We start from the raw sequence: 24,565 nt of genomic DNA, 5'->3' as shown, positions 1-24,565 counted from the left end.
GAATCAGAAGATTTTTGCTTGAAATCTTAATTGGCATCTTCTGTCTTCCCGCTTCGGTCTTCCGATTCTTTCCTATAATAAAATATGTTTTACAGGCACGATAGCAGATGATCAGATTGTTTTTAATTTGACCCGTCAATAACAGCAACCTTCGTCCTTTTCCAATCCCTTTATATCCTAAACAAAAGAGAAAGAATGGGCAGCTGAATTACGGATTTCCCAGCCATAATATTCCTCATCCTGAACACAAATTTACCATCAGATATTCAATTGCTTGGTAACATAAAGCACAAGAATACATTTTTACTTTATGTTTCGCGGGTTGAAACCTTTAAATTGCAAGTCTTAATTTGACTAAGGACAAAGCTTTATGAATACGATTCACTATACTAAAATTGCCGAGGAACTCAATATCAGGCAGAAACAGGTTTCGGACACTGTAGATTTATTGGATGAAGGCGCGACGATTCCCTTTATATCAAGGTATCGAAAAGAAGTGACGGGCAGTTTGGATGAAGTTCAGGTTGCGGCCATACGGGACAGGGTCCAGCAATTGCGTGACTTGGACAAGAGAAGAGAGGCTGTCCTCAAGTCAATTCAGGAACAGGGGAAATTGACGCCCGAACTGGAGAAAAAGATCAATGGAGCGGAAACGATGTCCATTTTGGAGGATATTTATCTTCCTTACAAGCCCAAAAGAAGAACCAAGGCCACCATCGCCCGAGAGAAGGGATTGGAACCCTTGGCAACAAAAATATTCGAACAGGAATCATTTGACCTGAATGCGGAAGCGCAGGGATATGTCGATCCGGAAAAAGAAGTGAATACACCCGAGGAAGCCTTGCAAGGTGCCAGGGATATTCTAGCTGAATGGATCAATGAAAATGCGGAATTGAGAAAGAAAATGCGTGCCCTTTTCATTGAGGAAGGGATTTTTACCAGCAAAGTCATTCCGGGAAAAGAAGCAGAAGCCGAAAAATACAAGGATTATTTCGATTGGTCTGAGCCGATCAAGAAAACACCATCGCATCGCGTTTTGGCCATGAGAAGAGGCGAAAAGGAGATGTTCTTGATGTTGGACAGTTGTCCTGCCGAGCTTCAGGCAACGGCCCTGATGGAAGAAACAGTACTGAAAAAAGCAGCAAACACTGCCGTAGAGCAAGTGGGTATGGCGATCAAAGATTGTTACAAACGCCTTTTGAAACCTTCCATGGAGACTGAGGTAAGGCTATATTCCAAGAAAAAGGCGGATGAGGAAGCCATTAAGGTTTTTGCCGAAAATCTGAGACAATTGCTCTTGGCGGCCCCATTGGGAGAGAAATCCGTCATGGCCATCGATCCGGGTTTCAGGACAGGATGCAAGACAGTTTGCCTGGGACCACAGGGACAGTTTTTGAGTTATGACACCATCTATCCAAACGAACCCCAACGCAAAACCGCTGAAACCGCTGCACTGATCAAGCATTTGGTCGATTTGCACAAAATCGAAGCCATCGCGATCGGAAACGGTACGGCGGGAAGGGAAACGGAAGCTTTTGTAAAATCCATCGGATTGCCTAAAAACGTGGTGGTGATCATGGTGAATGAAAGTGGAGCGTCGATTTATTCGGCATCGGATGTGGCCAGAGAGGAGTTTCCCGATCAGGATTTGACGGTAAGGGGAGCGGTATCCATCGGACGAAGGCTGATGGATCCTTTGGCAGAATTGGTGAAAATAGATCCCAAATCCATCGGAGTGGGCCAATACCAACACGATGTGGACCCGACAGCACTCAAAAATGCCTTGGACGATACGGTGATGAGCAGTGTCAATGGCGTTGGCGTCGAGGTGAACACCGCCTCCAAACAGTTGCTGACCTACGTTTCTGGACTGGGTCCGGTTTTGGCACAGAACATCATCACATACAGAAATGAAAAAGGACCTTTCAAAAGCAGGGACGAAATCAAAAAAGTGCCAAGGTTGGGCGACAAGGCATTTGAGCAGGCGGCTGGATTCCTGAGAATCCGGAATGCAAGCCATCCTTTGGACGCCAGTGCCGTACATCCGGAGCGCTATGGATTGGTAGAGAAAATGGCAAAGGATATCGGTGCCAAAGTGAGTGATTTGATGACAAGTGAGGAGCTGAGAGCGAAAATTGTCTTGAAGAATTACATCTCCGAGACGGTTGGTTTGCCGACACTCCAGGACATCATGGAAGAGATTTCCAAGCCAGGGCGTGATCCTCGCGAACGATTTGAGGTATTCAGTTTTCAGGAAGGCGTAAACAAAATCTCTGATCTGAAAGTGGGAATGAAATTGCCAGGTTTGGTGACCAACATTACCAAATTCGGCGCCTTTGTGGACATTGGGGTGCATCAGGACGGACTGGTTCATTTGAGTCATTTGGCCGATAAGTTCGTGACCGAACCGACAGATGTGGTTTCGGTCAACCAAAAAGTGGAAGTAACCGTCATGGAAGTGGATACCCAAAGAAAGAGAATTGCGCTGAGCATGAAATCCGATCCTTTTGCCGAGAGGGGAAGTGCCAAAACCAAGCAAAAGCCCAAACCCAAAGTGGAGGAAGAAGGAGATATGGCCGCAAAACTGGCCCTTTTGAAAGGAATGTTTAGGTAGCCAGTAAAAGCAGGGCAGTGTGAAAACCATTGGAAATCTTTAATTTCCAATGGTTTTTTTGTTTTAGGGGCTTGAATGCTCATCATGAATTCCAGAAGAATAAAGCACTGAAAGTGTTTCTTCTTTTTCTTCAACCCGAAATATGCATTCCGTTTCCAAATGAGATCGAAACGGCAGGAAAATCAGACTATTGGGAGACTAATCCCTGACACCAATAGGGTGAAGTCAAAATCAATCAACACCCAATTGAATTGAGTTCGTAATGCATAAAACGGGTTAAGCCGGTCTAGAAAGAGTGGGAAATGTTCATGAGACCAACATTCCCGAAGGGAATGAATTGGTGCTGCCCTGGATTTAATCTGATCTTCAAACTATTTTTGAGCATTCTAGCAAGCCTGAAGGGGATGAACTTTTTATTCCAAAAATCTTCGGTATAAAAGTTCGACACCCTTCGGGGTCGAAGGATTTTCTCTGAGATTGATTTTCCATGGGTTCCACCCATGGTTATTGAGAGGTTCGATCCCTTTAGGATCGGAATTCCAAGATTTAGATTGCAGGATTCGCTCTGATTCATTACCGACCACAAAGTGGTCAAACTTTTCAATAGCCCTTGGTGCAACTGGGGGATTGTGAATCAATAATGGGAACAACAACCCTGAAGGGGATGAACTTACAGCAGAAATTTTCCTTTTATTATTACAAGTACATTTAGGCGTAACCGATTTTCCTTCCCTCATTTAATTGGGTTTTATACACCAAAAAATAGCAGTTTTGGCAACCAATCCTTCTAAAAACTCAGTCAAAATCAAAAATTGTGACAATAGCTGTCAGGCATTGGTTTATTTTATGAACTTGTGATAGTTTATTAAACAAACATTTTTAAATTAGCTGTTGTTAAAACAAGGAAGCTATGGAAGATCAAACAAAAATCAGCGTAACCAGCAAGCAATTGCCTTCAGGGAATTGCCAGGTTAAATTTTTTATTGAGGATGAACAAAAGCCCCAATATGGTTATTTGTTGGTCAATGAACCCAAGCCGGTGGGAGAGATCATAGCGGAAATCAAGGAAAGAATGGCACAGCGAAGAATGGCGATGTCTGGATTGAATCCGTTTTCGGTAAAAACCCAGGTAAAGGACGACCATAATTTTTACCTTTACTCAGCATAACCCAAGGCCATGAAGCTCCACAAGAATCTGAAATTTTTAAGAACGGAATTGGGACTTACCCAAGCGGAACTTTCCGAGAAATTGGGTTTGCAAAGAACCATGATTTCCGCCTATGAGGATGGGAGATCAGAACCCAAGCTGGCGACCTTGAGCATTCTTTCGGAGACTTTCCATGTCTCCATCGATGAATTGCTGTACCACGATATTCAGGAAATGGGAAGAAAACCCCTCCAAAACAAGGACATTAAAATCCTGACCATAGCAGTGGATGAAAATGACCGGGAGAACATCACAATGGTGGGGCAAAAAGCTTCTGCAGGCTACTTGAACGGTTTCGCTGATCCTGAATACATGGAATCCTTGCCCCAATTCCATCTCCCCAATTTGGCTACAAACAAGACCTATAGGGCCTTCGAGATTTCCGGAGACAGCATGTTGCCCCTGGTTTCGGGCACATTGATCATCGGAGCCTACATAGAACAGCTCCAAGAAATCAAAAGTGGCAAGACCTATGTCCTGGTCACCTCATCAGAAGGCGTTGTGTACAAACGGGTTTTCAACTATCTGGAAGAAAATGGGAAGCTGTACTTGGTTTCCGACAACCAACAGTACAAGCCTTATGAAATCAAGGGGGAGGATGTGATGGAAATATGGGAAGCCCGTGCATTTATCAGTACTGATTTTCCCAATCCCAAAGACAAAGCCGCACCCGCAACCTTGGAAGACATCTCCGAAATGATCATGGAGCTGAGGCGGGACATCATCAAATTGCGGTAGGAATGGTTTTTTCTTCAATGCCATTTGCAATGGAGAAAAGTCGGTTGGTGTTTCCAAATTCAAGAATTCCTAAGTCCAACGAATATTGAAAAAGTACATCCAAGAACCTCTTCAGATTTTTCCGGATCAGCCTTCCTTTTTATTCGATACAAATAAAAAGGAAGGCTGATGGCATTAAAAACCTTCAATTACTTTTAAAATTGCTCCCAGGAGTGAAAAAATCTGGTTTTGTTGTAATAAATCCAATCTCGGAAAGTGAAGCATTACCAATGCTATTGGTCAATCCCTGCTGTGCTTCCCACTCCCAAAACACCCATTTCGTTGCTATTGGTATACCATTGGATTCCACATAGTCCAAATATTGAATGGCATGGGGGTCTTTTTCTGCGTCTTCTTTATTTCCCCTGACAGTGACGATATAAGCCACTTTTTCAATTAAGTTGTTTGATTTATCCGCATAAACAACATACCAATCATCAGGCGCATCTCCTGTACCTGGTTCAAATGTTAGTTTGTGAGTCTGATATCCCAATTTGTCAACTTCTGTATTTTCATAGTTATCCCACTTTGTACCTGTATCACTTAATTTATATGGGAAGAGGAAAAAATATGCCCATGTATACGCATCAAAACGAACCAATGCTTCATTTGGGATATCAGGGGAATAGTGGACCTTTTGGCCGTCAAAAATAATTTTTGAACCGTTATCAAAAGCAATTAACCCTTTGCTGGAATTGGTGAGCAAGGTGATTTTGGCATCAAGCCTCTCTTTTCCCCCAAACTCCAATTTTATATCAAATTGAATGGCGTTCTTAGAAAGAAAAGATTTTTTTTGATGTGCCTCTTCAATCCTATTGACAAAAGTTTCATTTTCATTTGAAGTGTTACAGGAAAGAAAAGAAGACGAAACTATCAAAACTGTGATGAATGCTTTTATCATTTTTTGGAGACTGTTATTGGATTGTAATAGTGTATAAACTGAGGAGTGCTCTTTTTGGATTCGTTTCAAAAGGCCTAAAATCATCCAATTGTGTTTTTTTGGTTTTTAAATCAAAATTGGGGCTTCACGATCGTTTTTTGAACAGGCGAAAAAGGGAGTGAAAAAATAAAAAAAAGCCAATCCCATTTCTGAGATTGGCTTTTAGAGATTTTCGGGGTATTAATTCTCGATTTCTCCTTTTTCTGCTTTCTCGATCAATACATCGGTGGCAGTGATCAATACTTCAACTCTTCTGTTTTTGGCTCTGCCTTCGTCGGTGTCATTGGTAGCGATAGGTTTGTCAAATGAATGACCAATGGTAAACAATCTGCTGTCTTCCACACCTTTCATCTTTAAGTAATTCCTGACCGACTGGGCTCTTTGTACAGATAACTTTTGATTATAATCATAAGCGCCTTTGTTATCAGTATGTCCTTCAATGGAAATGTTGGTGTCTGGGTATTCGTTCAGGATTTCAGACAATTTCAAAATGCTTTCCTGCGCATCTGGGGTCAAGGAAAATGAATCGAATCCGAAAAGAATTCCAGAATCGAAAGTCAATTTAATGGCTTCTCCGACACGTTCCACTTCAGCATCTTTGATGTCTTCCATTTTTTTGGCTTGTTTGTCCATGTAGATACCAACAGCTGCACCCGCTGCACCACCTACAACTGCACCAATGGCAGCACCTTTCCCAGCCTGTCCACTTTTGTTGCCAAGTACTGCTCCGATGGCAGCACCAGTTCCACCGCCGACGGCGACACCTTTTTCGGTATTGTTCCAGCTTGCACAGCCAAATAACATGGATGCGCCTACAATTTGGTAAAAAATGCTTCGTTTGAATTTAAAGATCATAATCAGGGTGTTTTTTTGGTTTTTGTTTCATCTTGATTTTATCAATTTAGATCAAGATGAAAACATTAAATGTCATGGTTCTAAATTCATGCCAGACTTATTGTATTGAGAAAAATGCTTTCGCGATAATATGACCAACAATTTTAAATTTTTTGAAAAGTCTTGTCTGTTATGGTTTTGGCTAAAAAAATTGAATGGGTGAAAAGAAAATAGTTTAAAAAATAATTGATCATGTTACGTTTAATCCAACATTTTCAAAAAACCTTCTTTTATTTTGGAAACCGCATCAAATGAGTTGTCAATGTTGACCACGCCCTTTTCCAGTTCGTGCCAATATCCATCTCCACATTCAATATAATACCCTCTTTTTGTCGGCTTGGAAGTTTTGGCTTGGCTATAATCGTAATCGGGAAGGAATATATTGGACAATAGCGTTTTGGTTTCAGCCCAATCTGATTCTCTGCTTTTGCCATCGACCAAAGCATCAATTTTTCTTATGGAAAATTTGACGGTGAAGGAAAAATCATGGATGCCATTTTGGTCCTGTGCATAGAACTTGATGGTCAATGGAGCTTCTTTTTTGCTGATTTCATAGATGGCTTGAAGGTAATCCTGTGCCAACAGTTGCCAGTCATTTTGATTGATGGGGATGGTCCTGGAGATTTTGCCATGGATATCCTTGGCCAATATCTTGACACCACCTTCTTCTTCGTCAAATTTTTTGCTGGTCCATTTGGACTCGGAATAAAGGTCCTTGAGTGGTTTTTCCCAAACTTTGGGGATTTCTCCCAAAAAGGAATAGTCATCGCTCAGCGAAAATCCCTCTTCCAGGATCTCCTCATCCTCCAAATCTTCCCTTCCGGTATAGTGGAGGTCCAATTGGGTATTGAGAAAATTCTTTTCAAAGCTGATTCGGAGCTTAAATGTGTGGCTGTATGGGGCTGGGATGGATCCGGAATCGAATTCTATCTCCAGCCTAGTGAGGTCTTCTGTTTTCAAATGCATATCGCTAAATTTATAGTCAGAGGTAAAAATTTTCAATGAAAATAATCGAAAGGCAAAATTAGTTTTTTATCAACAATAATCGAATGCTTTTGCAATTACCTGATGGGGTTTTAGACTTGGTCTTCATGTGTCTTGGACGAGGAGGAAACCAATCGATGGATTTCACCCATTTCTTCCTCCGTCAGATCCCTCCATTGTCCGATGGGGATGTCCAGCCTGACGTTCATGATCCTGATACGTTTGAGAATGACCACCCCAAAACCCAGGTGATCACACATTCTCCGGATTTGTCGATTTATCCCTTGTGTCAAGATGATGCGGAACTTGAATTTACTGAGTTGTTCTACCTCGCATTTCCGGGTGACTACGCCGAGAATCGGTACCCCTTGGCCCATTTTTTTGATGAAATCCAAGGTGATGGGTTTGTTGACGGTGACGAGGTATTCTTTTTCGTGGTTGTTTTTGGCCCTTAAAATTTTATTCACAATGTCCCCGTCATTGGTCAAAAAAATCAATCCCTCGCTGGGTTTATCCAATCGGCCGATTGGGAAAATCCGCTTGGGATGCTTGATGTAATCAATGATGTTGTCTTTTTCCCCTTCCGTGTCAGTGGTGCAAACGATCCCTACGGGTTTGTTGAAGGCGATGTAAACAGGTTTTTCCTCAGGGGTGGAAATCAGTTTTCCATCTACCCGTACTTCGTCCTCGGGAAGAAGCTTGGTCCCCATTTCTGGTACATTGCCGTTGATGGTTACACGGCCTTCAGCGATCAGCTTATCCGCTGCCCTTCGCGAGCAGAATCCAACTTCACTCAGGTACTTATTGATTCGGGTTGAATGCACTTCTTCCATCTCATTTGTCTTGTTCTTCCAAAATTCAAATTTAAGGGAAATAAAATTGTTTATCGGGCCCTATCGTCCAGATTTAAAATGAAAGTGAGTCCATTTGCAAGGGGATAAAGCAGGGGGTAAAATCGATGAAATTCTTTTTTCTGATAATATTCAGCATTTTTAATGACATTAATCATTTGATTAAATAATTATAATTTATAGATTTATTATCCTAAAAAAATAAAAAAAATAGGATATGTTTTTAATAAAAAAAGAAGTAGTGTTATTCGGTCCCTCAGGACATAAGTTTGAAAGCCATGGCGTATTCAATCCTGCGGCAGTGGAAGCGCATGGGAAGATGTACTTGCTTCACCGTGCGACCAACAAAGCAAATTTCGTCAAGGTTGGGAATGCTGCTTTGAAAACCCCAAGGGGAATAGGGGAGCGGAGTGTGGAACCTCCTATTGATTCCGCAGGAGTTTTGTGCGCTACAAGGAATCGAGGATCCTCACCTTGGATATGTGTACCATACCGGGGTCTCACTTTTGGGTCTGGAGAATCCGACTAAGGAAGTTGGGAGATTGGAAACTCCCTTTTTTTGGCCAGCGCATGATTGGGAAAAAATGGGTCTGGTCAAAAGCCTGTTGTTTCTCACGGGAGCCATCCTGAAGGATGAATCCCGATACATCTACTATGGTGCTGCGCACAATCGAATAGGCACTGTTTCCCTTGATTTAAAAGAACTGATCACTGAAATAAAAAGCAATAGCCATGAGAGAAAACTTCAATACAGATAAGGAAATCCTGGTACTTACATCCTATCCACCGCGAGAATGCGAGATTGCCACCTACAGCAAGGATTTGTTCGATGCGTTGGCGGATGGCATGAGCCGCACTTTTTCGGTTTCTATCTGTGCCTTGGAAAATGGAAAATCAAGAGAAAGTTACCCTTCTGAAGTGAAGTATGTCTTGGACGTAACCGATCAATCCGCTTATATCCACTTGGCAGAGAGGATCAATAGGGAGAAGAAGATCCAGGCAGTTTTCATCCAACATGAGTTCGGAATGTATGGAGGTGAATTTGGTGAGTACCTGATGTATTTTTTGTATTCCCTGAACAAACCGGTGTATGTCACTTTTCACACCGTCATTCCCTCTCCTGAGGAAAAGAGACTATTGATCGTCAGAAGCATGGTCACGATCGCAGAAAAAACGATCGTCAAGAACAAAAATTCCGTTCGGATTTTGGTGGAGGACTATGGGCTCTCCGATTCGAAAATCACCATTATTCCCCATGGAATCCATCCGATTGAATCCAAAGAGAAAGCCAGCCTGCATAAAGCTCATGGCTATGAGAACAAAAAGATCATCTCCACTTTTGGACTCCTCAGTTCGGATAAAAGCGTGGAGACTGCACTGGAAGCCCTACCTAAAGTCATTGCCGGATTTCCGGATTTGATGTTTGTCATCTTGGGAAAGACACAACCCGAAGTGATCAAAAAGGAAGAGGAAGTGTACCGAAAACATCTCCAGCGGAAGATGAAGCAATTGGGATTGGAAAATCATGTATCCTTTGTCAACCGATATTTGGAAACCCCTGAGTTGCTTGAATTCCTTCAGCTGACGGATATTTACCTATCCACCTCAAAAGACTGGGATCAGGCCGTCAATGGCACTCTTGCTGTTGCAATGGCATGTGGTTGTGCAGTCGTTGCCTCGGTAAATCCACAGGCCAAGGAATTGCTGTCCGAAGATATCGGTATTTTGGTGGATTTTGAAGATCCGGATCAGTTGGCAACTGCTTTGACACGGTTGTTGGAAGACGACGAATTGCGGGAGCGGATGGGCAAAAATGCGATCTATCAAGCAAAGGCAAGTGAATGGAGGAATGTGGCGGTAAAACATGCCCATGTCCTACAAAGCCATGTTCCGGGACAGGAACTCATTTTCGACTTGCCGGAAATTTCGCTGAAACATATCCTTAAGCTGACCGATCGGTTTGGCATCCTTCGGTTTTCCAAAATGGGAACCCCTGATATTTCATCGGGCTACACCCTGGATGACAATGCCAAGGCACTTATCGCGATGTGCATGCACCTGGAATTCAAAAAAGATCCCATGACTTTTTTGCTGATGCATAAATATTTGTCCCTGATGGAATCCTGTCAAAGGGAGGATGGTGTTTTCTTCAACTATGTCGATTCTGAAGGGAATGAGCATCTCCAAAACGCAGGGGATAATCTGGAGGATGCCAATGGTGGTGCAATCTGGGCATTGGGAACTTTGGTCGCACACCGGGAACACCTTCCCGCTAATTTTATCATCAGGGCCGAAATGTGTATCCATCGGGCAGTCTATTGGGTAAAGGAATTGGAATCCCCACGTGCCATTGCCTTTGCGATCAAGGGTCTCTATTTATACAATCAGTCCCACCAATACCGACATATTCGAGAGTTGATCCTTTCACTTGCAGATGTTTTGTTAGAAAAATACCATGCCGTCAGCGATGCAGAATGGCAATGGTTTGAGGAGTACATGACCTGCGGCAATAGTATCCTTCCAGAATCCCTGCTGTATGCCAACTTTTTGGACGGAAAGGAAAAGTACAGCAGCATCGCAAAGACCACTTTTGATTTTCTTCTTTCGAAAACTTTCGAGGGCAAAAGCATAAAAGTTATATCCAACAAAGGATGGCTTCAAAAGGGAGAGGACCGTAGCCAAGAAGGAGGCGGACAGCCCATAGAGGTCTCAAATACCATTCAGTCGTTACAGCTTTTTCATCAGGTTTTCGATGAGGAGGGATATCGTGAGAAAATGGAGATTGCTTTCAGTTGGTTTTTAGGCAACAATCATTTGCACCAATTGATCTATAACCCCCTCACTTGCGGTTGCCATGATAGCCTTGAAAAAGAAAATGTCAATCTCAACCAAGGGGCTGAATCCACCATCAGTTATTTGATGGCGAGATTGACCATGGAAAAAGCAGGCAAAGGAATACCCTTTTTGCAAGACGCTTCTCTTGTTGAATACCAGGATTTGGAGCGGCGACTGATAGGGCGGAATTCCAAGTTTTACCAGAAAAACAAACATTGATTTTGATGTAAAAATGAACTCTAAAAAAAATTAGCCATGCCATTGAACTTCGATCAACACGCACAAAAAGGAAATCAATTCCTAAATCAACTCCTGGTGGAGTTGGGAGAAAATTCGACAAAAGAATCTGCCCAAAGAATCCTCAGGGCTGTATTGAGGACGCTTAGAAACTACCTGACCATGGAGGAGAATTTCCAATTGCTCGCCCAGTTACCTGTGGCCATTAAAGGTGTTTATGTGGATGGCTGGTCCCCGTCAGCCAAAAAAAAGGGGGAGAGTAAAAAAATAAAAGGTTTTTTGGCGGAAGTCATCCATGAAGAAGGAATTGCTTCCTGGAAGGATTTCTCGAATGAAGATGAAATATATGCGGCTGTCAAAGCCGTGTTCAGGACCCTTGGGAAATTCGCCTCTGAAGGCCAGATGAAGGATGTGGAAGCCGTTCTCCCCGAAGATTTAAAACAATTGCTAAGGGAAAACAATGTTTCCCAAAAAAAATAAACCGTCTCAAAAGGAAGGAAAGAATAGGGTATCAGAGATTTTCTCGGCTCTTGATCAAATAAATTGATGGATAAAAACAAGTCTGAAACAATGAAATATTCCCTGCCATTCAATCAACTCCGAAATACAGACCTACCCAAGGTAGGAGGTAAAAATGCATCCTTGGGTGAAATGATCCATGAGTTGAGCGGTTTTGGGATTAAAATCCCCGATGGCTTTGCAATCACGGCCGAGGCCTATCGTTTTTTTATCCAACACAACCAGCTGGAAGAAAAACTACGAAAGGAACTTGATCAATTGGATGTGGAAGGACTTAGCAATCTAGACACGGTCGGAGCAAATTGCCGGGAAATTATGAACAGCGGTCATCTTCCCGAAGCAGTAAAAAAAGAGATACTCGAATCGGCTGCAAATCTGGATGCCGGGACGGGGATTTCGGTAGCCGTAAGAAGCAGTGCTACCGCCGAAGATTTACCTACCGCAAGCTTTGCCGGGCAACACGATAGTTTTTTGAATGTTCAGGGAAATGAAAACCTTCTGTTGGCCATAAAAAAATGTTATGTTTCGATTTTCAATGACCGGGCCATCAAGTACAGGATTGACAATGGATTCGAACACCTGATTGTGGCACTTTCAGTTGGAGTTCAACGCATGGTCCGTTCGGATATCGGTAGTGCCGGCGTGGCTTTTACGCTGGATCCCGAAAGCGGTTTCGAGAATGTAATTTACATTACATCCGCTTGGGGTTTGGGCGAAAATGTGGTTCAGGGAGCCGTCAATCCAGATGAATTCTATGTTTTCAAACCCGCCATTTCTAAACATCAGCAGAGCATCATTCACCGGAAATTGGGTGAAAAGGAAAACAAGATGGTGTATTCCAATGGTAAAGGGACGGAAAAGCCCATTGTGAACATCCAAACACTTCCCTCGGAAAGAACTGTTTTTTCTCTTTCAGACAAAGACGTGGTCATCCTCGCAGAATGGTGCTATAAAATTGAAAAGCATTATCAATTGGCCATGGACGTGGAGTGGGCCAAAGATGGCTTGACAGGGGAATTGTTCATCGTACAAGCAAGACCGGAAACTGTTCACGGTAGAAAGGAAAACATTTCGATCAAAGAATATACACTGCTCTCCAAAACAGAACCGGTTTGTAAAGGCAAGGCTGTAGGTCGCTCCATTACCTCTGGAATAGCAAGGATCGTGCATTCAATCGCAGATGCCGGGAAAGTGCAAAAAGGGGATATAATCGTGGCAGACATGACCAATCCCGATTGGAATGCCATGTTGCGGAAAGCCGTGAGCATCGTCACCAACAAAGGAGGAAGAACCAGCCATGCGTCCATTGTGGCTCGGGAACTTGGTATTCATGCCATCGTAGGAGCAGGTGATGCCACCGAAAAACTCAAGGATGGCCAGATGATTACGGTTTCCTGTATCGAAGGAGACGATGGATTGGTCTATGATGGGCAGTTGGATTGGGAGGAGAAAGAAATCAGCATAGAACATATCGGCACCACCAAAACCAAGCCCATGTTGATATTGGCGGACCCTTATAAAGCATTCCGGCTTTCATTTTACCCCAATCAAGGGGTGGGACTTCTTCGAATGGAATTCATCATTGCCAACTCCATCCGCATTCATCCCATGGCTTTGGTGAAATACAAGGAACTGGAAGAGAGCAATGACAAAAAAGCCATAGAAGCGATTACCCATCAGTATGCAGACAAGAAGAAATACTTTGTGGATCGGCTATCGGAGGCACTCGCAATGGTGGCTGCAGCATTTTATCCCAAAGAGGTCATTGTGCGGATGAGCGATTTCAAGACCAATGAATATGCGCAATTGATCGGCGGGAAAATATTTGAGCCAAAAGAGGAGAATCCCATGCTGGGCTTCCGAGGAGCATCACGCTATTACCATGAGCGGTATCGGGAAGGATTTGGATTGGAATGCGAAGCAATACGGGTGATACGGGATGAAATGGGATTGACCAATGTGAAGATCATGATCCCCTTTTGCCGAACCGTGGAGGAAGGGAAGCGGGTACTGGAAACCATGAAGGAGTTTGGTTTGGAACGCGGGAAAAATGGTTTGGAAGTCTATGTGATGGCCGAACTCCCCAGCAATGTCATTCTTGCAGAAGCATTTGGAGAGATTTTCGATGGCTTCTCCATCGGGTCCAATGACCTCACCCAGCTCACATTGGGAATAGACCGCGATTCTGCCATCATCAGTGATTTGTTTGATGAAAACGATGCCGCGGTCAAGCAATTGCTGAAATCTGTGATCCTCTCCGCAAAAAAATCAGGAAGAAAAATAGGGCTTTGCGGACAAGCCCCGAGCGATTATCCCGAATTCGCAAAATTTCTTGTAGAACTGGGTATTGACAGTATTTCTTTCAATCCGGATGCTTTGCTCAAGGGCATTGAAAACATCCAGTTGGCAGAAGTGGCAATGGAAAAAGTTTTGGATCCTATCAACCTAAAATCCTGAATTATGAAATCAGTCCATCCCATAAAATCGGTTATGCCCAATCTTTCAGAATACGATGCTTTGTATTCGGGTTTTGAGTGGAACGAAGAGAGAATACATCTTGATGGTCTCCCCTCAGGAAAAGGATTGAACATCGCACACGAAGCCGTTGATCGACATGCAGAAAGTGATTTGAAAAACACAATCGCTTTGCGGTTTATCAATACTGAAAGAAGCACGGTCGATTTTTCCTACTCAGAGCTGAGGAAGCAAACATCCAAGTTTGCCAACGTCCTGGAAAAAATAGGAATTGGAAAGGGAGAAACAGTTTTTACGCTTCTTGGAAGGGTTCCCGAATTGTATGTTTCGGGATTGGGGGCACTGAAATACAGGGCGGTTTTTTGTCCTTTGTTTTCCGTTTTTGGCCCAGAACCCATTTTCCAAAGATTGAGTAGGGGGGATGCTCGGGTTTTGGTGACCAATACCGCTTTTTTTGAAAAGAAAATCAAGTCCCAACTGGAACGACTTCCATCATTGCGGTATATCCTGCTTACCGATTCTCAAGAGCACCTCGCTGATAATGTGCTTTCGTTTTCAAAAGCAATGGAAGAGGCATCAACGGATTGGGTCATTGGCCCAACCGATCCGGAAGATCCGGCATTGTTGCATTTTACCAGTGGGACTACGGGCATGCCAAAAGGGGCCTTGCATGTGCATCAGGCGGTGCTGACGCATTACAGTACGGGTAAATATGTGCTTGATTTTCACAAGGGGGATATTTTTTGGTGTACAGCAGATCCTGGTTGGGTTACGGGAACTTCTTACGGGATAATCGCTCCCCTGGTAAACGGTGTGACGAGCATCATCGACGAAGAGGAATTCGATGCGATGCGGTGGTACAGCATTCTCGAAGAGCAAAAAGTCAATGTTTGGTACACCGCCCCCACTGCCATCAGAAGATTGATGCGGATGGATATCTGCCCAAAGGAAGCCTATCAGCTGGACAAGCTTCGGTTGATTTTGAGCGTCGGCGAGCCGCTTCATGCCGAAGCGGTGATCTGGGGAGAGAAAAACTTCGGTTTTCCCATCTTGGATAACTGGTGGCAAACCGAAACCGGCGGGATCATGATCGCCAATTATCGATCGATGAAGGTAAAACCCGGTTCGATGGGAAAACCCCTTCCCGGAGTGGAAGCAGCCATTGCCGAGATCAAGGACAATGAATTGACACTCTTAACCAATCCTGGCGATCAAGGTCATTTGGTATTGAAAAAAGGCTTTCCGTCACTTTTTCGGGGATATCTGCATGATGCCGAAAGATTTCAAAAATGCTTTGTGGGGGATTGGTACATCACAGGCGACTTGGCGAAGATGGATGAGGATGGTTATTTCTGGTTTATTGGTCGGGCCGATGACATCATCAAAACGTCAGGCCATATGGTGGGGCCATTTGAGGTGGAAAGCACATTGATGCGGCATCCCTCTATTGCAGAAGCTGCGGTGATTGGAAAGCCGGAGCCGTCGATTGGGGAATTGGTGAAAGCATTTGTAGTCCTGAAATCCGGGACTGAGGCAGGTGAGGAGATGAGGAGGAACATCATGGGTTATGCCAGAAAGGAAATGGGGCCGGCAGTAGCACCCAAAGAGATTGAATTTGTGGAGAGCATTCCCAAAACCCGCAGTGGAAAGATTTTAAGAAGACTTTTGAAGGCACGCGAACTTGGTTTGCCCGAAGGGGATACTTCCACTTTGGAGTGAGGAAGAAACGCTTGGAGAGTAAACCGTAATTTTCATTTAAATCATTTTTGGTCATGAGACGATTTAGGAAAATAAATTTTTTAGCGCTAATAGTTTCTTTGTTTCTCTTATTTTTTGTTTTTCAGGCTTGCCAAGCACAGGAAAATAAAAATGAAAAAGACATAGAGGCCATTCAGAAAAGTGCCGAAATCGTCACGGAGAAAATCAATTATTCAGGAATTGTTGATTTCAGAATGGCTGCAAAAATAGCCACACCGGGTGTCGTGAACATCAGGAGTACTTTTAATCCTCAAAATCAGGAATCTAGGGAAGAAGACAGGTTTTACAATATTCCGGATCCTTTTAGGGATTTTTTCAAAGACGATCCATTTTTTCGGGAATTCAGGTTTCAGTTTCCAGAGTCCCCAAGGTTCAATCCGGACACCCTGATTGGGAGTGGTTCCGGCGTGATTCTGACACCTGATGGATACATCATCACGAATCATCATGTGGTGAAAAATGCCGATGAGATCAACATTACCCTATTTGACGGGCGCAGCTATACGGCCTCTGTGATAGGCAATGACCCACAAACGGATCTCTCCTTGCTGAAAATTGAGGAAAAGGGACTTTCCTTTATTCGGTATGGGGAAAGTGATATTTTGGAAGTTGGAGAATGGGTCGTTGCAGTAGGCAATCCCTTCAATCTCGCCTCGACTGTCACGGCTGGAATTGTCAGCGCCAAGGCCAGGAACATCAATATCCTAACCGATCAAGGGGCTGTTGAATCTTTTATCCAAACGGACGCCGCCGTGAATCGGGGAAACAGTGGCGGTGCCTTGGTGACATTGGATGGAAAACTTGTAGGGATCAATACCGCCATCGCCACACCCACAGGCGTTTATGCAGGATATGCTTTTGCGATTCCTGTAGATATTGTGAAGAAGGTCGCCAACGATTTGATGAATTATGGCACTGTAAAAAGAGGGGTTTTGGGGATCATGATCCGGAATATGAACAGTACACTGGCCAGAGAATTGAAAATGGATAGGGCCAATGGGGTATATGTCGACAGTGTGATGCTGAACAGCGCTGCCAAGAATGCCGGATTGAAAGAAAAGGATGTTATCATCGGGATTGACGGTGTGGAAACACTTTCAGCTGCCAGCCTTCAAGAGCTCATCATGCGCAAACGGCCCGGTGAGAAAGTGAAAATATCCCTGATCAGAAACGGTGTCGAACACATCGAACTCGTGGCCACACTCAAGGAGCAGGAGAGAACAACCGATACCGCCATCTCGAAGAATGTCGATTTGCTAAAGGATCTGGGGGTGGAGCTTGCCGAAATCAATGAGGAGGACCGAAAGCGGTACGATGTGAAAAGCGGATTGAAAATCATCAAGCTCTTTGACGGGAAATTGAAAAGAAACACCAGTATCCGGGAGGGGTTTGTCATCACATCCATCAACAACAAAGCGGTGACCACTTTACAATCATTCCTACAGGCCATTGAAGGGCAAAAAGGGGGCATCATGCTCGAAGGAAAATATGCCGGTGATCCCACCTATTATTATTATGCTTTTGGGTTATAAAAGAAGTTTCATATAAATGAAGAATCAAAATGTCAAGCTCCTCAAAAAAATCGAAAACCTTGGACCCCGAAAAAGGACAGCACCTTTTTTACCAAATGCTGCTCATTCGACGGTTTGAGGACAAGTCCGCTGAACAATATACCAAAGGCAAAATAAGGGGTTTTTTACACCTTTATGTTGGAGAGGAAGCCGTGGCGGTCGGGGTGATCCAAGCCTTGACCGAGGAGGATAATATTTTAAGCACTTATCGGGAACATGGACATGCTTTGGCTAGGGGAATGGAACCCGGAGGCATCATGGCGGAAATGTATGGCAAACAGGAAGGTTGCAGCAGGGGAAGAGGAGGCTCAATGCATCTTTTTGATGCTTCCAGAAGGTTTTTCGGAGGAAACGCGATTGTTTGCAGTCATCTTCCGATGGCTGTTGGAATGGCTTTGGCCTCCAAAAAACAGAAAAAAAACCAGATTACCTGCTGCTTTTTTGGCGAGGGGGCAGCGGCCGAGGGGGAATTCCATGAAGCCATGAACCTGGCGGCTTTGTGGGAGGTTCCGGTTTTGTTTGTCTGCGAAAACAATCAGTATGCGATGGGGACGGCCATTCAATATTCACACGCAGTACTGGAAATCGAAAAAAAAGGCGCTGCCTACGGGATTGAATCTACCGCTGTGAATGGCATGGATCTGATGGCGGTGATGGATGCCACAGATAAAGCTGTCGATAAAATCAGGAAAACCGGGAAACCCTATTTTTTGGTTTGTAATACCTATCGATTTAGGTCACATTCCATGTTTGATGCGGAATTGTACAGGGATAAAAAGGAAGTGGAGGAATGGAAAAAAGCAGATCCTATTCCAGCATTTCAGGACTACTTGTTGAAACAAAAATTGATAACGAAAACTGAGCTGGAAAAAATTTCCGCGCGGGTGGACAAAGAAGTTCAGGAGGCGATCGATTTTGCGGAAGCCGGAACATGGGAGCCATTAGAAGATTTGACAAAGTTTGTTTACAGCGAAAAGTAAAGGATTGATTTTCCATTGACTATTGAAATGCAAAAGCCAAAAGACATGCAAAAGAAACCAGAAGAATTTCCGATTCTGCCCAAAATCCCCGGCATCACGCCGAACCCTGATTTTCCCTTACCGGCAATCGACCCGGAATACCCGGGAATTCCCCACCCGGAAGAAAATCCCAAAGAATTCCCAATACCGGAAATCGAGCCGGAGGATTGGCCGGAGATTGACCCCGACGCAGAACCCGAAAAGGAACCTGATATGAAACCCAATTGATTTTTTTTCTATGGAAGCGAGCAATACGATCAAAATCACTTACCGGGAGGCACTCAAGCAGAGTCTCCGTGAAGCACTTCAAAAAGACGACAGGGTTTTTTTGATGGGGGAGGATGTAGGCCGTTACGGCGGGGCTTTTGCAGTGAGTAAGGGGCTTTTGGAAGAGTTTGGAGAAGAGAGGATTATGGATGTACCGCTTTCCGAATCTGGGTTTGTGGGGGCTGGCATCGGGGCGGCAATGGCTGGAATGAAGCCCATCGTCGAAGTGATGACCATTAACTTTGGACTATTGCCCATGGACCAGATCATCAACAATGCCGCTACTTTACTGCACATGTCCGGAGGTCAGTTGAATGTGCCCGTGGTGATTCGGATGGGATGTGGCATTGGGCGGCAATTGGCAGCTCAGCATTCCCATAGTTGGGAACCTTTTTATGCCCATGTCCCGGGATTGGTGGTGCTGTCGGTGGGCACACATGAAGATGCCAGGGGAATGCTCGCTGCTGCCCTTGAAAGTCCAGACCCTGTCATCATTTTCGAATATACTTCCATGCTCAATATGGAAATGGAAATAGCCAAGGATGTCCCCGAGCTAGGGATAAGCAAAGCGAAGGTGAGACGGGAAGGCAATGACATTTCCATCATCACCTATGGAACAGGCGTGCATAAATGTATGGAAGCGGCAGCTGAATTGGCAAGGGGAGGCATCGATGCCGAAGTTATTGATTTGCGGGTATTGCGTCCCTTGGATGAGGAGACTTTTTTGGCTTCCGTGGCCAAGACCCATCAGGCATTGGTTGTGGAAGATGCTTGGTGTTCAGTTGGTTTTTCTGCGGAAATAATTTCGCGGATTATGGAAAAGGCTTTTTATGAATTGGATGCTCCCGTAAAAAGATTGTGCGGCGTGGAGGTGCCCATTCCCTATCCCTTACATCTCGAGGAGGCTTCGGTTCCTCAAGTAAAAGATATTGTCAATAGTGTTCAGAAAACTTTAAAGCCATGATAGAATTTTTGATGCCCAGTTTGGGAGCAGATATGGAAGACGGAACCCTAGTGGAATGGAGGAAAAAACCGGGTGATTTTTTAAACCGAGGAGATATCATTGCCGATGTGGATACGCAGAAAGGATTGATAGAAATCGAGGTTTTTGAAGAAGGGGTCCTTGAAAAACTACTGGTAGAAGAAGGTTTGAAAGTGCCAGTAGGGACGATTTTGGCCCTAATTAATCCCGATGGGATTGCAGGGAAAAAATCAAAGGGTCAGCCCATGGATGAAAAAGTCCCGATACAGCAGCCGATTGAAGAAACGCGGCCAGTTTCTTTTGAAGAGCAAAATTCAGAAACGAAAAGGATAAAAGCCTCGCCTTTGGCAAAGAGAATCGCCGAAGCAGAGCGTATTGATCTTTCGAGCATTTCCGGAACTGGAGAAAATGGCGCCATCACCAAGGAGGATGTTGAAAATGCCATCGCCACTCGGGAAGGGGTAGCTGAAATGGAAAAACCCAAAGGAATTAAAATGGAGATAGCGGGAGAGCCTGAAAAAGGCAAAGCGGGTACGGAGCAGGTGGGAATGGAACAGCTTAAAGAAGCTGTTCCCGAAAAAAAACCAATGGGGACTGTTCCGCCAGTGGAGGCCATTCGATCGGCAGTCGCTGCGGCGATGAGCAAATCCAACCGTGAAATTCCGCATTATTATCTGGAGAAAAAAATAGACATGTCCAAGTCGCTTTCCTGGCTAAAAGAAGCGAACAGCGAGCGCCCGGTCCAAAAACGCCTCCTCCCTGCGGCATTGCTCATCAAGGCAGTGGCACTTGCCGTGGATGAAGTCCCGGCGCTGAATGCGGTTTGGGAAAATGGTTTGCAGCTGAAAAACGAGATCAATATTGGTTTTGTAGTTTCTCTGCGCACAGGCGGAATAATGGTCCCAGCAATCCACCAGGCAGATGCAAAAAGCGTGGATGAAATCATGGAAGTGCTGAATGATGTCATCCCAAGGGCAAGGGCATTGAAACTCAGAAGCTCGGAACTCAGTGATTCCACGATCACCATCACCAATATCGGTGAAGGAAGTGCAGACAAGGTTTTCGGGGTGATTTACCCACCACAAGTGGCCATCATCGGTTTTGGGGGTATTTCTGAAGAACCCTTTGCGGAAAATGGCTTGTTGGGTATCCGTCCCATTGTCCATGTCACCTTGGCAGGGGATCACCGGGCGACGGATGGTCTGACTGGAAGCCGGTTTTTGGGGGCATTGAACAAGTACCTACAAAATCCTGAAACGCTATGAACAAATCCGAAATTTTAAATACCATTCATGAATTGCTGAAAAATATTGCGCCAGAAATGGATCCAACGCTGCTGGGTCAGGAGGAAAATATTCGTGAGGCACTCAATATTGACTCCTATGATGCCTTGCAGTTTATTGTGGCCTTGTGTGAAAAATTAAAGATCGATATCCCCGAGCAGGATTATGGAAAAACGGCTACGATCAAAAGTCTGCTTACGTATTTGGAAAAGAAAATAATTTGAACCCGAAACATGCATTAGATTTCCAAATAGGGGTTGAGACCGAAAGAAAATCAGACTGTTTGGAGAATAAGGCCAGTGCCGAAAGGATGCGTTCAAAAACAGGAAGCAGCAGGCTGGATATTAAGCAATTTTAGGCTGGAATTGAATGGGTAATGCATGTCACGGGATGAAGTTCAACTTTTAAACCAAACAGATCATGAACAGGGAATTTGAAAATAAAGTAGCCATTGTCACCGGAGGGAGTTTTGGGATAGGCAAAGCAACGGCGATTGCCTTTGCGCGAAAGGGTGCAAAAGTTGTTGTTTCGGATTGGGTGGAGGACGAGGGTACAGTTGATCAGATCGAGAAGGAGGGGGGAGAGGCGATCTTTATCAAGTGTGATGTTTCAAAGGAAGAAGAAGTCAAAAACATGGTGGAGAAAACCTTTGCACATTTCGGAGGACTGGATTTTGCCTTCAACAATGCAGGTATTGAAGGCCACAAAGGCATCACGCACGAGTGCACGGATGAAAACTGGGACCAAACTTTAGCAATCAACCTAAAAGGCACCTGGCTTTGCATGAAATACGAAATCCCATTGATGCTCAAAGCAGGAAAAGGAGCCGTTGTCAACAATTCTTCCGTCGCAGGATTGGTGGGTTTTCCGGGTATTCCCGCCTATGTGGCTTCGAAGCATGGCATGATTGGTCTTTCCAAAAATGCAGCCTTGGAATATGTAAAACAGGGAATCCGGGTAAATGTCGTGTGCCCAGGGGTAATCAAAACACCGATGATCGATCGCTTCACGGGAAAAGACAAAACAGTCGAGAAAAACATGGCGGCGAGCGAACCCATTGGAAGATTTGGTGAACCAGAGGAAGTGGCTGCAGCGGTATTGTTCCTTTGTTCTGACGGGGCCTCCTTTATTACCGGCCAATCTCTTGGAGTGGATGGGGGTTGGCTTGCCCAATAATTAGCTAAATTATCCGTTCTAATAAAAATTAGAGGCCGGAAAAGGTGCTTTTGTTCACTTTAAACCCTAAATTAATGGGGTGTAAACAGCTTTTATCATCTATAAAAATCAATAAATAATTATGGAGACTGTATCAACAAAACAAATCGGAGTGTGGCTGGATCATTCAAAGGCGCATATAGTCGGACACAAAGATGGCAAGGCATTTTTGATTGAATCCGTCGATTCTCCTTACGAAAGAATTAAAAGGGAAGAAGGAGAGGTAAGCGACCACTCTAGGTTCGGCTCCGATCCCTTTATGTCCTCTAACAATGAGAACAAGAAGCACAACATTACCCAAAACGAAATCAATGAATATTTTAAAATCCTCGAAGGAAAACTCAAAAACTACGAAGATATTTTATTGTTTGGTCCCAGTACGGCAAAAGATCAATTGATCAACAGACTTTCGGGAAATAAATCCTTTGATGGGAAATGGGTTTCCGTGCAGAGCAGCGATAAGTTGTCAGAAAATCAACTGCTGGCCTTTGTGCGCAATTTCTTCAAGAGTTGATTCCTGAATAATTGCTTGAAAGTATGCAATAGAGCCAATTTCCCGAAAGCCTCGAAATCTTAAGTGCTTAGGGAGTCGGCTTTATTTTTTTGAATTAATTGCAATAAAATCCAATTGAAATTGAAGCTGCCTTAAATCCGAAATATGCATTCGGTCTCCGAATAGGGTTGAAACTTCAAGTAAATCAGACTATTTTGAGAAGAAGAAGTAGTACCAAGTATGGTGAAGTCAAAAACAGTAAACAATCTGATGACTACGAAGCATTTTAGGCTATAATTCAATTGGCAATGCATAAAATGGGTTAAACCGTAAAGGCGAAACTGTTGGCACTTGATCCAAGAACCAGGAAATCTCTCCTGGTTCTTTTTTTGATTGGAACGCAATGGGGGAAAGATTTCAGTTTTACTGAAAATGATTTATTCGGGAAGTGCAACTGATTCTTGTCATGAAATTTCTAGGGAAATCCCGCTAAATTGTAGTTGGAAAATAAATTCAATTTTTAAGTTTAAATCACAGAATCATGAAAGGAAAAACCGTCATCATCACCGGTGCTGCGTCGGGAATAGGGAAAGCGACAGCAGAATTATTTGCCAAAGAAGGAGCCAACGTAGTGGTTTCAGATATCAATGAGACCGCAGCAAGAGTCGTCGCAGAAGACATCGTTTCCAATGGTGGTAAGGCGGTCTTCATCAAAACAGATGTGTCCATGCCAGAGGAGATGGAAAAATTAGTGGATTTTGCTGTTAAGACCTATGGCAAACTTGATATTGCTGTCAATAATGCAGGAATAGGTGGAGAAATCAACCCGATCGCAGATATGAGTATTGAAGGTTGGCACAAGGTGATTGGGGTGAACCTAAACAGCCTTTTTTATGGACTGAAATATCAGATCCAGGCCATGCTGAAAAGTGGAGGCGGAAGCATCGTCAATATTTCTTCCATCTTGGGTTCCGTGGGTTTTGCAGGTTCTGCCGGATATGCCTCTGCCAAACATGGCGTCCTTGGTCTTACCCAAACCGCAGCGATGGAATATTCTTCCCAAAACATCCGTGTAAATTCCGTGGGTCCTGGATTTATCGAAACTCCTCTATTGGAAGCATTGGATAGTGAAATGAAAAGTCAATTGGTCGCGCTTCATCCGATAGGTCGCTTGGGGAGAAGTGAGGAGGTGGCAGAATTGATATTTTGGCTCGGTAGCGATAAAGCCTCCTTTGTGACGGGAAGTTATCATCCTGTAGATGGAGGGTATTTGGCCAGATAAATCATTCCTGCAGGCGAATTTTGGTTTTGAGTAATCATGGTTGAACCCGAAATATGCAATAGGTTTCCAAATGGGATTGAAACTGAAAGAAAATCAGACTATTGGGAGAACAATTCTTGACATCGATAGGGTGAAGTCAAAAATAGTCAACACCTAATTGATTATCAGTACATTAAAATATTAAATGGAGTTCGTAATGCATAAAACGGGTTGAAGTGGATGAAATACCCATTGGATTGGTGGAGTAGGTCAAAGACTTAAACCCGAAATATGCATTCGGTTTCCTATTGGGTGTTGAAATTGTAAGAAAATCAGACCAATTCAAGAATAGGGTGAAGTACCGAAATGGTGAAGTAAAAAAA

The 24,565-nt window shown here is 44.0% G+C and carries 21 protein-coding genes; 17 read left to right on the top strand and 4 right to left on the bottom strand.

The genetic code is table 11. The features are described from left to right. Nucleotides 1–370: 370 nt before the first annotated feature. The 3 genes from F824_RS0110375 (at nt 371) to F824_RS0110360 (ending at nt 4,559) form a co-directional block, all read left to right on the top strand. A complete protein-coding gene (locus tag F824_RS0110375) occupies nt 371–2,614 on the top strand; it encodes a Tex family protein (protein ID WP_019597822.1) in 2,244 nt (747 codons plus the stop codon). A gap of 910 nt (nt 2,615–3,524) precedes the next feature. Next, complete coding sequence (locus tag F824_RS0110365; protein ID WP_019597820.1) at nt 3,525–3,782, top strand: hypothetical protein; 258 nt, start codon at nt 3,525–3,527, stop codon at nt 3,780–3,782. 9 nt (nt 3,783–3,791) lie between these two features. Further along, nucleotides 3,792–4,559 (top strand): XRE family transcriptional regulator, encoded by a 768-nt coding sequence (locus F824_RS0110360; protein WP_019597819.1) that lies wholly within the window; start codon nt 3,792–3,794, stop codon nt 4,557–4,559. Between the two features lie 184 nt (nt 4,560–4,743). Here F824_RS0110360 and F824_RS0110350 read toward each other — a convergent pair whose 3' ends face one another. The 4 genes from F824_RS0110350 to rluF all read right to left on the bottom strand — a co-directional run bounded on the left by F824_RS0110350 (nt 4,744) and on the right by rluF (nt 8,249). Next, nucleotides 4,744–5,499 carry a hypothetical protein gene (locus tag F824_RS0110350; protein ID WP_033405292.1) on the bottom strand — a complete coding sequence of 252 codons (756 nt, stop codon included), beginning with the start codon at nt 5,497–5,499 and terminating at the stop codon, nt 4,744–4,746. A 219-nt stretch (nt 5,500–5,718) separates the two neighbouring features. After that, on the bottom strand, nt 5,719–6,393 hold the full coding sequence (locus F824_RS0110345; RefSeq protein ID WP_139189778.1) for an OmpA family protein: 675 nt from the start codon (nt 6,391–6,393) through the stop codon (nt 5,719–5,721). Between the two features lie 240 nt (nt 6,394–6,633). Beyond that, the gene (locus F824_RS0110335; protein WP_019597814.1) at nt 6,634–7,398 is read right to left on the bottom strand and encodes a hypothetical protein; all 765 of its coding nucleotides are present in this window, start codon (nt 7,396–7,398) and stop codon (nt 6,634–6,636) included. 110 nt (nt 7,399–7,508) lie between these two features. Beyond that, on the bottom strand, nt 7,509–8,249 hold the full coding sequence (rluF, locus tag F824_RS0110330) for a 23S rRNA pseudouridine(2604) synthase RluF (RefSeq protein WP_019597813.1): 741 nt from the start codon (nt 8,247–8,249) through the stop codon (nt 7,509–7,511). Nucleotides 8,250–8,677: 428 nt separating this feature from the next. Here rluF and F824_RS0110320 point away from each other — a divergent pair, with 428 nt between their 5' ends. The 14 genes from F824_RS0110320 (at nt 8,678) to F824_RS0110250 (ending at nt 24,203) form a co-directional block, all read left to right on the top strand. Then, nucleotides 8,678–9,025, top strand: a complete 348-nt coding sequence (locus tag F824_RS0110320) for a glycoside hydrolase family 130 protein (protein WP_019597811.1) — start codon at nt 8,678–8,680, stop codon at nt 9,023–9,025. Continuing rightward, nucleotides 9,000–11,321: a glycosyltransferase gene (locus F824_RS25750; protein ID WP_019597810.1), complete on the top strand. Its 2,322-nt coding sequence runs from the start codon at nt 9,000–9,002 to the stop codon at nt 11,319–11,321. Before F824_RS0110320 ends, F824_RS25750 begins: the two co-directional genes overlap by 26 nt. Nucleotides 11,322–11,357: 36 nt before the next feature. Beyond that, nucleotides 11,358–11,819, top strand: a complete 462-nt coding sequence (locus tag F824_RS0110310) for a DUF2267 domain-containing protein (RefSeq protein ID WP_019597809.1) — start codon at nt 11,358–11,360, stop codon at nt 11,817–11,819. Nucleotides 11,820–11,909: 90 nt separating this feature from the next. Beyond that, nucleotides 11,910–14,315, top strand: coding sequence for a phosphoenolpyruvate synthase (gene ppsA, locus F824_RS27490; RefSeq protein ID WP_051107558.1), 2,406 nt, complete (start codon nt 11,910–11,912; stop codon nt 14,313–14,315). Nucleotides 14,316–14,318: 3 nt separating this feature from the next. Beyond that, the gene (gene acsA / locus F824_RS27485; RefSeq protein ID WP_019597807.1) at nt 14,319–16,052 is read left to right on the top strand and encodes an acetate--CoA ligase; all 1,734 of its coding nucleotides are present in this window, start codon (nt 14,319–14,321) and stop codon (nt 16,050–16,052) included. Nucleotides 16,053–16,105: 53 nt separating this feature from the next. Then, nucleotides 16,106–17,623, top strand: a complete 1,518-nt coding sequence (locus tag F824_RS0110295; RefSeq protein ID WP_026333627.1) for a trypsin-like peptidase domain-containing protein — start codon at nt 16,106–16,108, stop codon at nt 17,621–17,623. Between the two features lie 29 nt (nt 17,624–17,652). Beyond that, the gene (pdhA, locus tag F824_RS0110290; RefSeq protein WP_019597805.1) at nt 17,653–18,642 is read left to right on the top strand and encodes a pyruvate dehydrogenase (acetyl-transferring) E1 component subunit alpha; all 990 of its coding nucleotides are present in this window, start codon (nt 17,653–17,655) and stop codon (nt 18,640–18,642) included. A 45-nt stretch (nt 18,643–18,687) separates the two neighbouring features. Continuing rightward, nucleotides 18,688–18,909: a hypothetical protein gene (locus tag F824_RS0110285; protein ID WP_139189776.1), complete on the top strand. Its 222-nt coding sequence runs from the start codon at nt 18,688–18,690 to the stop codon at nt 18,907–18,909. Between the two features lie 10 nt (nt 18,910–18,919). Further along, nucleotides 18,920–19,912 (top strand): alpha-ketoacid dehydrogenase subunit beta, encoded by a 993-nt coding sequence (locus F824_RS0110280; protein WP_019597803.1) that lies wholly within the window; start codon nt 18,920–18,922, stop codon nt 19,910–19,912. Then, nucleotides 19,909–21,195, top strand: coding sequence for a dihydrolipoamide acetyltransferase family protein (locus F824_RS0110275; protein WP_019597802.1), 1,287 nt, complete (start codon nt 19,909–19,911; stop codon nt 21,193–21,195). Before F824_RS0110280 ends, F824_RS0110275 begins: the two co-directional genes overlap by 4 nt. After that, complete coding sequence (locus F824_RS0110270; protein WP_019597801.1) at nt 21,192–21,437, top strand: acyl carrier protein; 246 nt, start codon at nt 21,192–21,194, stop codon at nt 21,435–21,437. Before F824_RS0110275 ends, F824_RS0110270 begins: the two co-directional genes overlap by 4 nt. A 196-nt stretch (nt 21,438–21,633) precedes the next feature. Next, nucleotides 21,634–22,389, top strand: coding sequence for an SDR family oxidoreductase (locus F824_RS0110260; RefSeq protein WP_019597799.1), 756 nt, complete (start codon nt 21,634–21,636; stop codon nt 22,387–22,389). 121 nt (nt 22,390–22,510) lie between these two features. Beyond that, the gene (locus F824_RS0110255; protein WP_019597798.1) at nt 22,511–22,942 is read left to right on the top strand and encodes a hypothetical protein; all 432 of its coding nucleotides are present in this window, start codon (nt 22,511–22,513) and stop codon (nt 22,940–22,942) included. Nucleotides 22,943–23,462: 520 nt separating this feature from the next. After that, complete coding sequence (locus F824_RS0110250; RefSeq protein ID WP_019597797.1) at nt 23,463–24,203, top strand: SDR family NAD(P)-dependent oxidoreductase; 741 nt, start codon at nt 23,463–23,465, stop codon at nt 24,201–24,203. The last annotated feature ends 362 nt before the right edge of the window (nt 24,204–24,565 follow it).

The organism is Rhodonellum psychrophilum GCM71 = DSM 17998 (assembly GCF_000381545.1).
Lineage (GTDB): Bacteria > Bacteroidota > Bacteroidia > Cytophagales > Cyclobacteriaceae > Rhodonellum > Rhodonellum psychrophilum.
The sequence above is the reverse complement of the archived record's forward strand: the minus strand, read 5'-3'. Positions and strand labels throughout refer to the sequence as shown.

Coding starts and splice junctions, on each gene's coding strand:
- F824_RS0110360 (WP_019597819.1), top strand. CDS start 3,792: ATGAAGCTCCACAAGAATCTGAAATTTTTAAGAACGGAATTGGGACTT.
- F824_RS0110365 (WP_019597820.1), top strand. CDS start 3,525: ATGGAAGATCAAACAAAAATCAGCGTAACCAGCAAGCAATTGCCTTCA.
- ppsA (WP_051107558.1), top strand. CDS start 11,910: ATGAAATATTCCCTGCCATTCAATCAACTCCGAAATACAGACCTACCC.
- F824_RS0110270 (WP_019597801.1), top strand. CDS start 21,192: ATGAACAAATCCGAAATTTTAAATACCATTCATGAATTGCTGAAAAAT.
- F824_RS0110260 (WP_019597799.1), top strand. CDS start 21,634: ATGAACAGGGAATTTGAAAATAAAGTAGCCATTGTCACCGGAGGGAGT.
- F824_RS0110310 (WP_019597809.1), top strand. CDS start 11,358: ATGCCATTGAACTTCGATCAACACGCACAAAAAGGAAATCAATTCCTA.
- F824_RS25750 (WP_019597810.1), top strand. CDS start 9,000: ATGAGAGAAAACTTCAATACAGATAAGGAAATCCTGGTACTTACATCC.
- F824_RS0110295 (WP_026333627.1), top strand. CDS start 16,106: ATGAGACGATTTAGGAAAATAAATTTTTTAGCGCTAATAGTTTCTTTG.
- F824_RS0110275 (WP_019597802.1), top strand. CDS start 19,909: ATGATAGAATTTTTGATGCCCAGTTTGGGAGCAGATATGGAAGACGGA.
- F824_RS0110345 (WP_139189778.1), bottom strand. CDS start 6,393: ATGATCTTTAAATTCAAACGAAGCATTTTTTACCAAATTGTAGGCGCA.
- F824_RS0110285 (WP_139189776.1), top strand. CDS start 18,688: ATGCAAAAGAAACCAGAAGAATTTCCGATTCTGCCCAAAATCCCCGGC.
- F824_RS0110255 (WP_019597798.1), top strand. CDS start 22,511: ATGGAGACTGTATCAACAAAACAAATCGGAGTGTGGCTGGATCATTCA.
- F824_RS0110250 (WP_019597797.1), top strand. CDS start 23,463: ATGAAAGGAAAAACCGTCATCATCACCGGTGCTGCGTCGGGAATAGGG.
- rluF (WP_019597813.1), bottom strand. CDS start 8,249: ATGGAAGAAGTGCATTCAACCCGAATCAATAAGTACCTGAGTGAAGTT.
- acsA (WP_019597807.1), top strand. CDS start 14,319: ATGAAATCAGTCCATCCCATAAAATCGGTTATGCCCAATCTTTCAGAA.
- F824_RS0110375 (WP_019597822.1), top strand. CDS start 371: ATGAATACGATTCACTATACTAAAATTGCCGAGGAACTCAATATCAGG.
- F824_RS0110350 (WP_033405292.1), bottom strand. CDS start 5,499: ATGATAAAAGCATTCATCACAGTTTTGATAGTTTCGTCTTCTTTTCTT.
- pdhA (WP_019597805.1), top strand. CDS start 17,653: ATGTCAAGCTCCTCAAAAAAATCGAAAACCTTGGACCCCGAAAAAGGA.
- F824_RS0110335 (WP_019597814.1), bottom strand. CDS start 7,398: ATGCATTTGAAAACAGAAGACCTCACTAGGCTGGAGATAGAATTCGAT.
- F824_RS0110280 (WP_019597803.1), top strand. CDS start 18,920: ATGGAAGCGAGCAATACGATCAAAATCACTTACCGGGAGGCACTCAAG.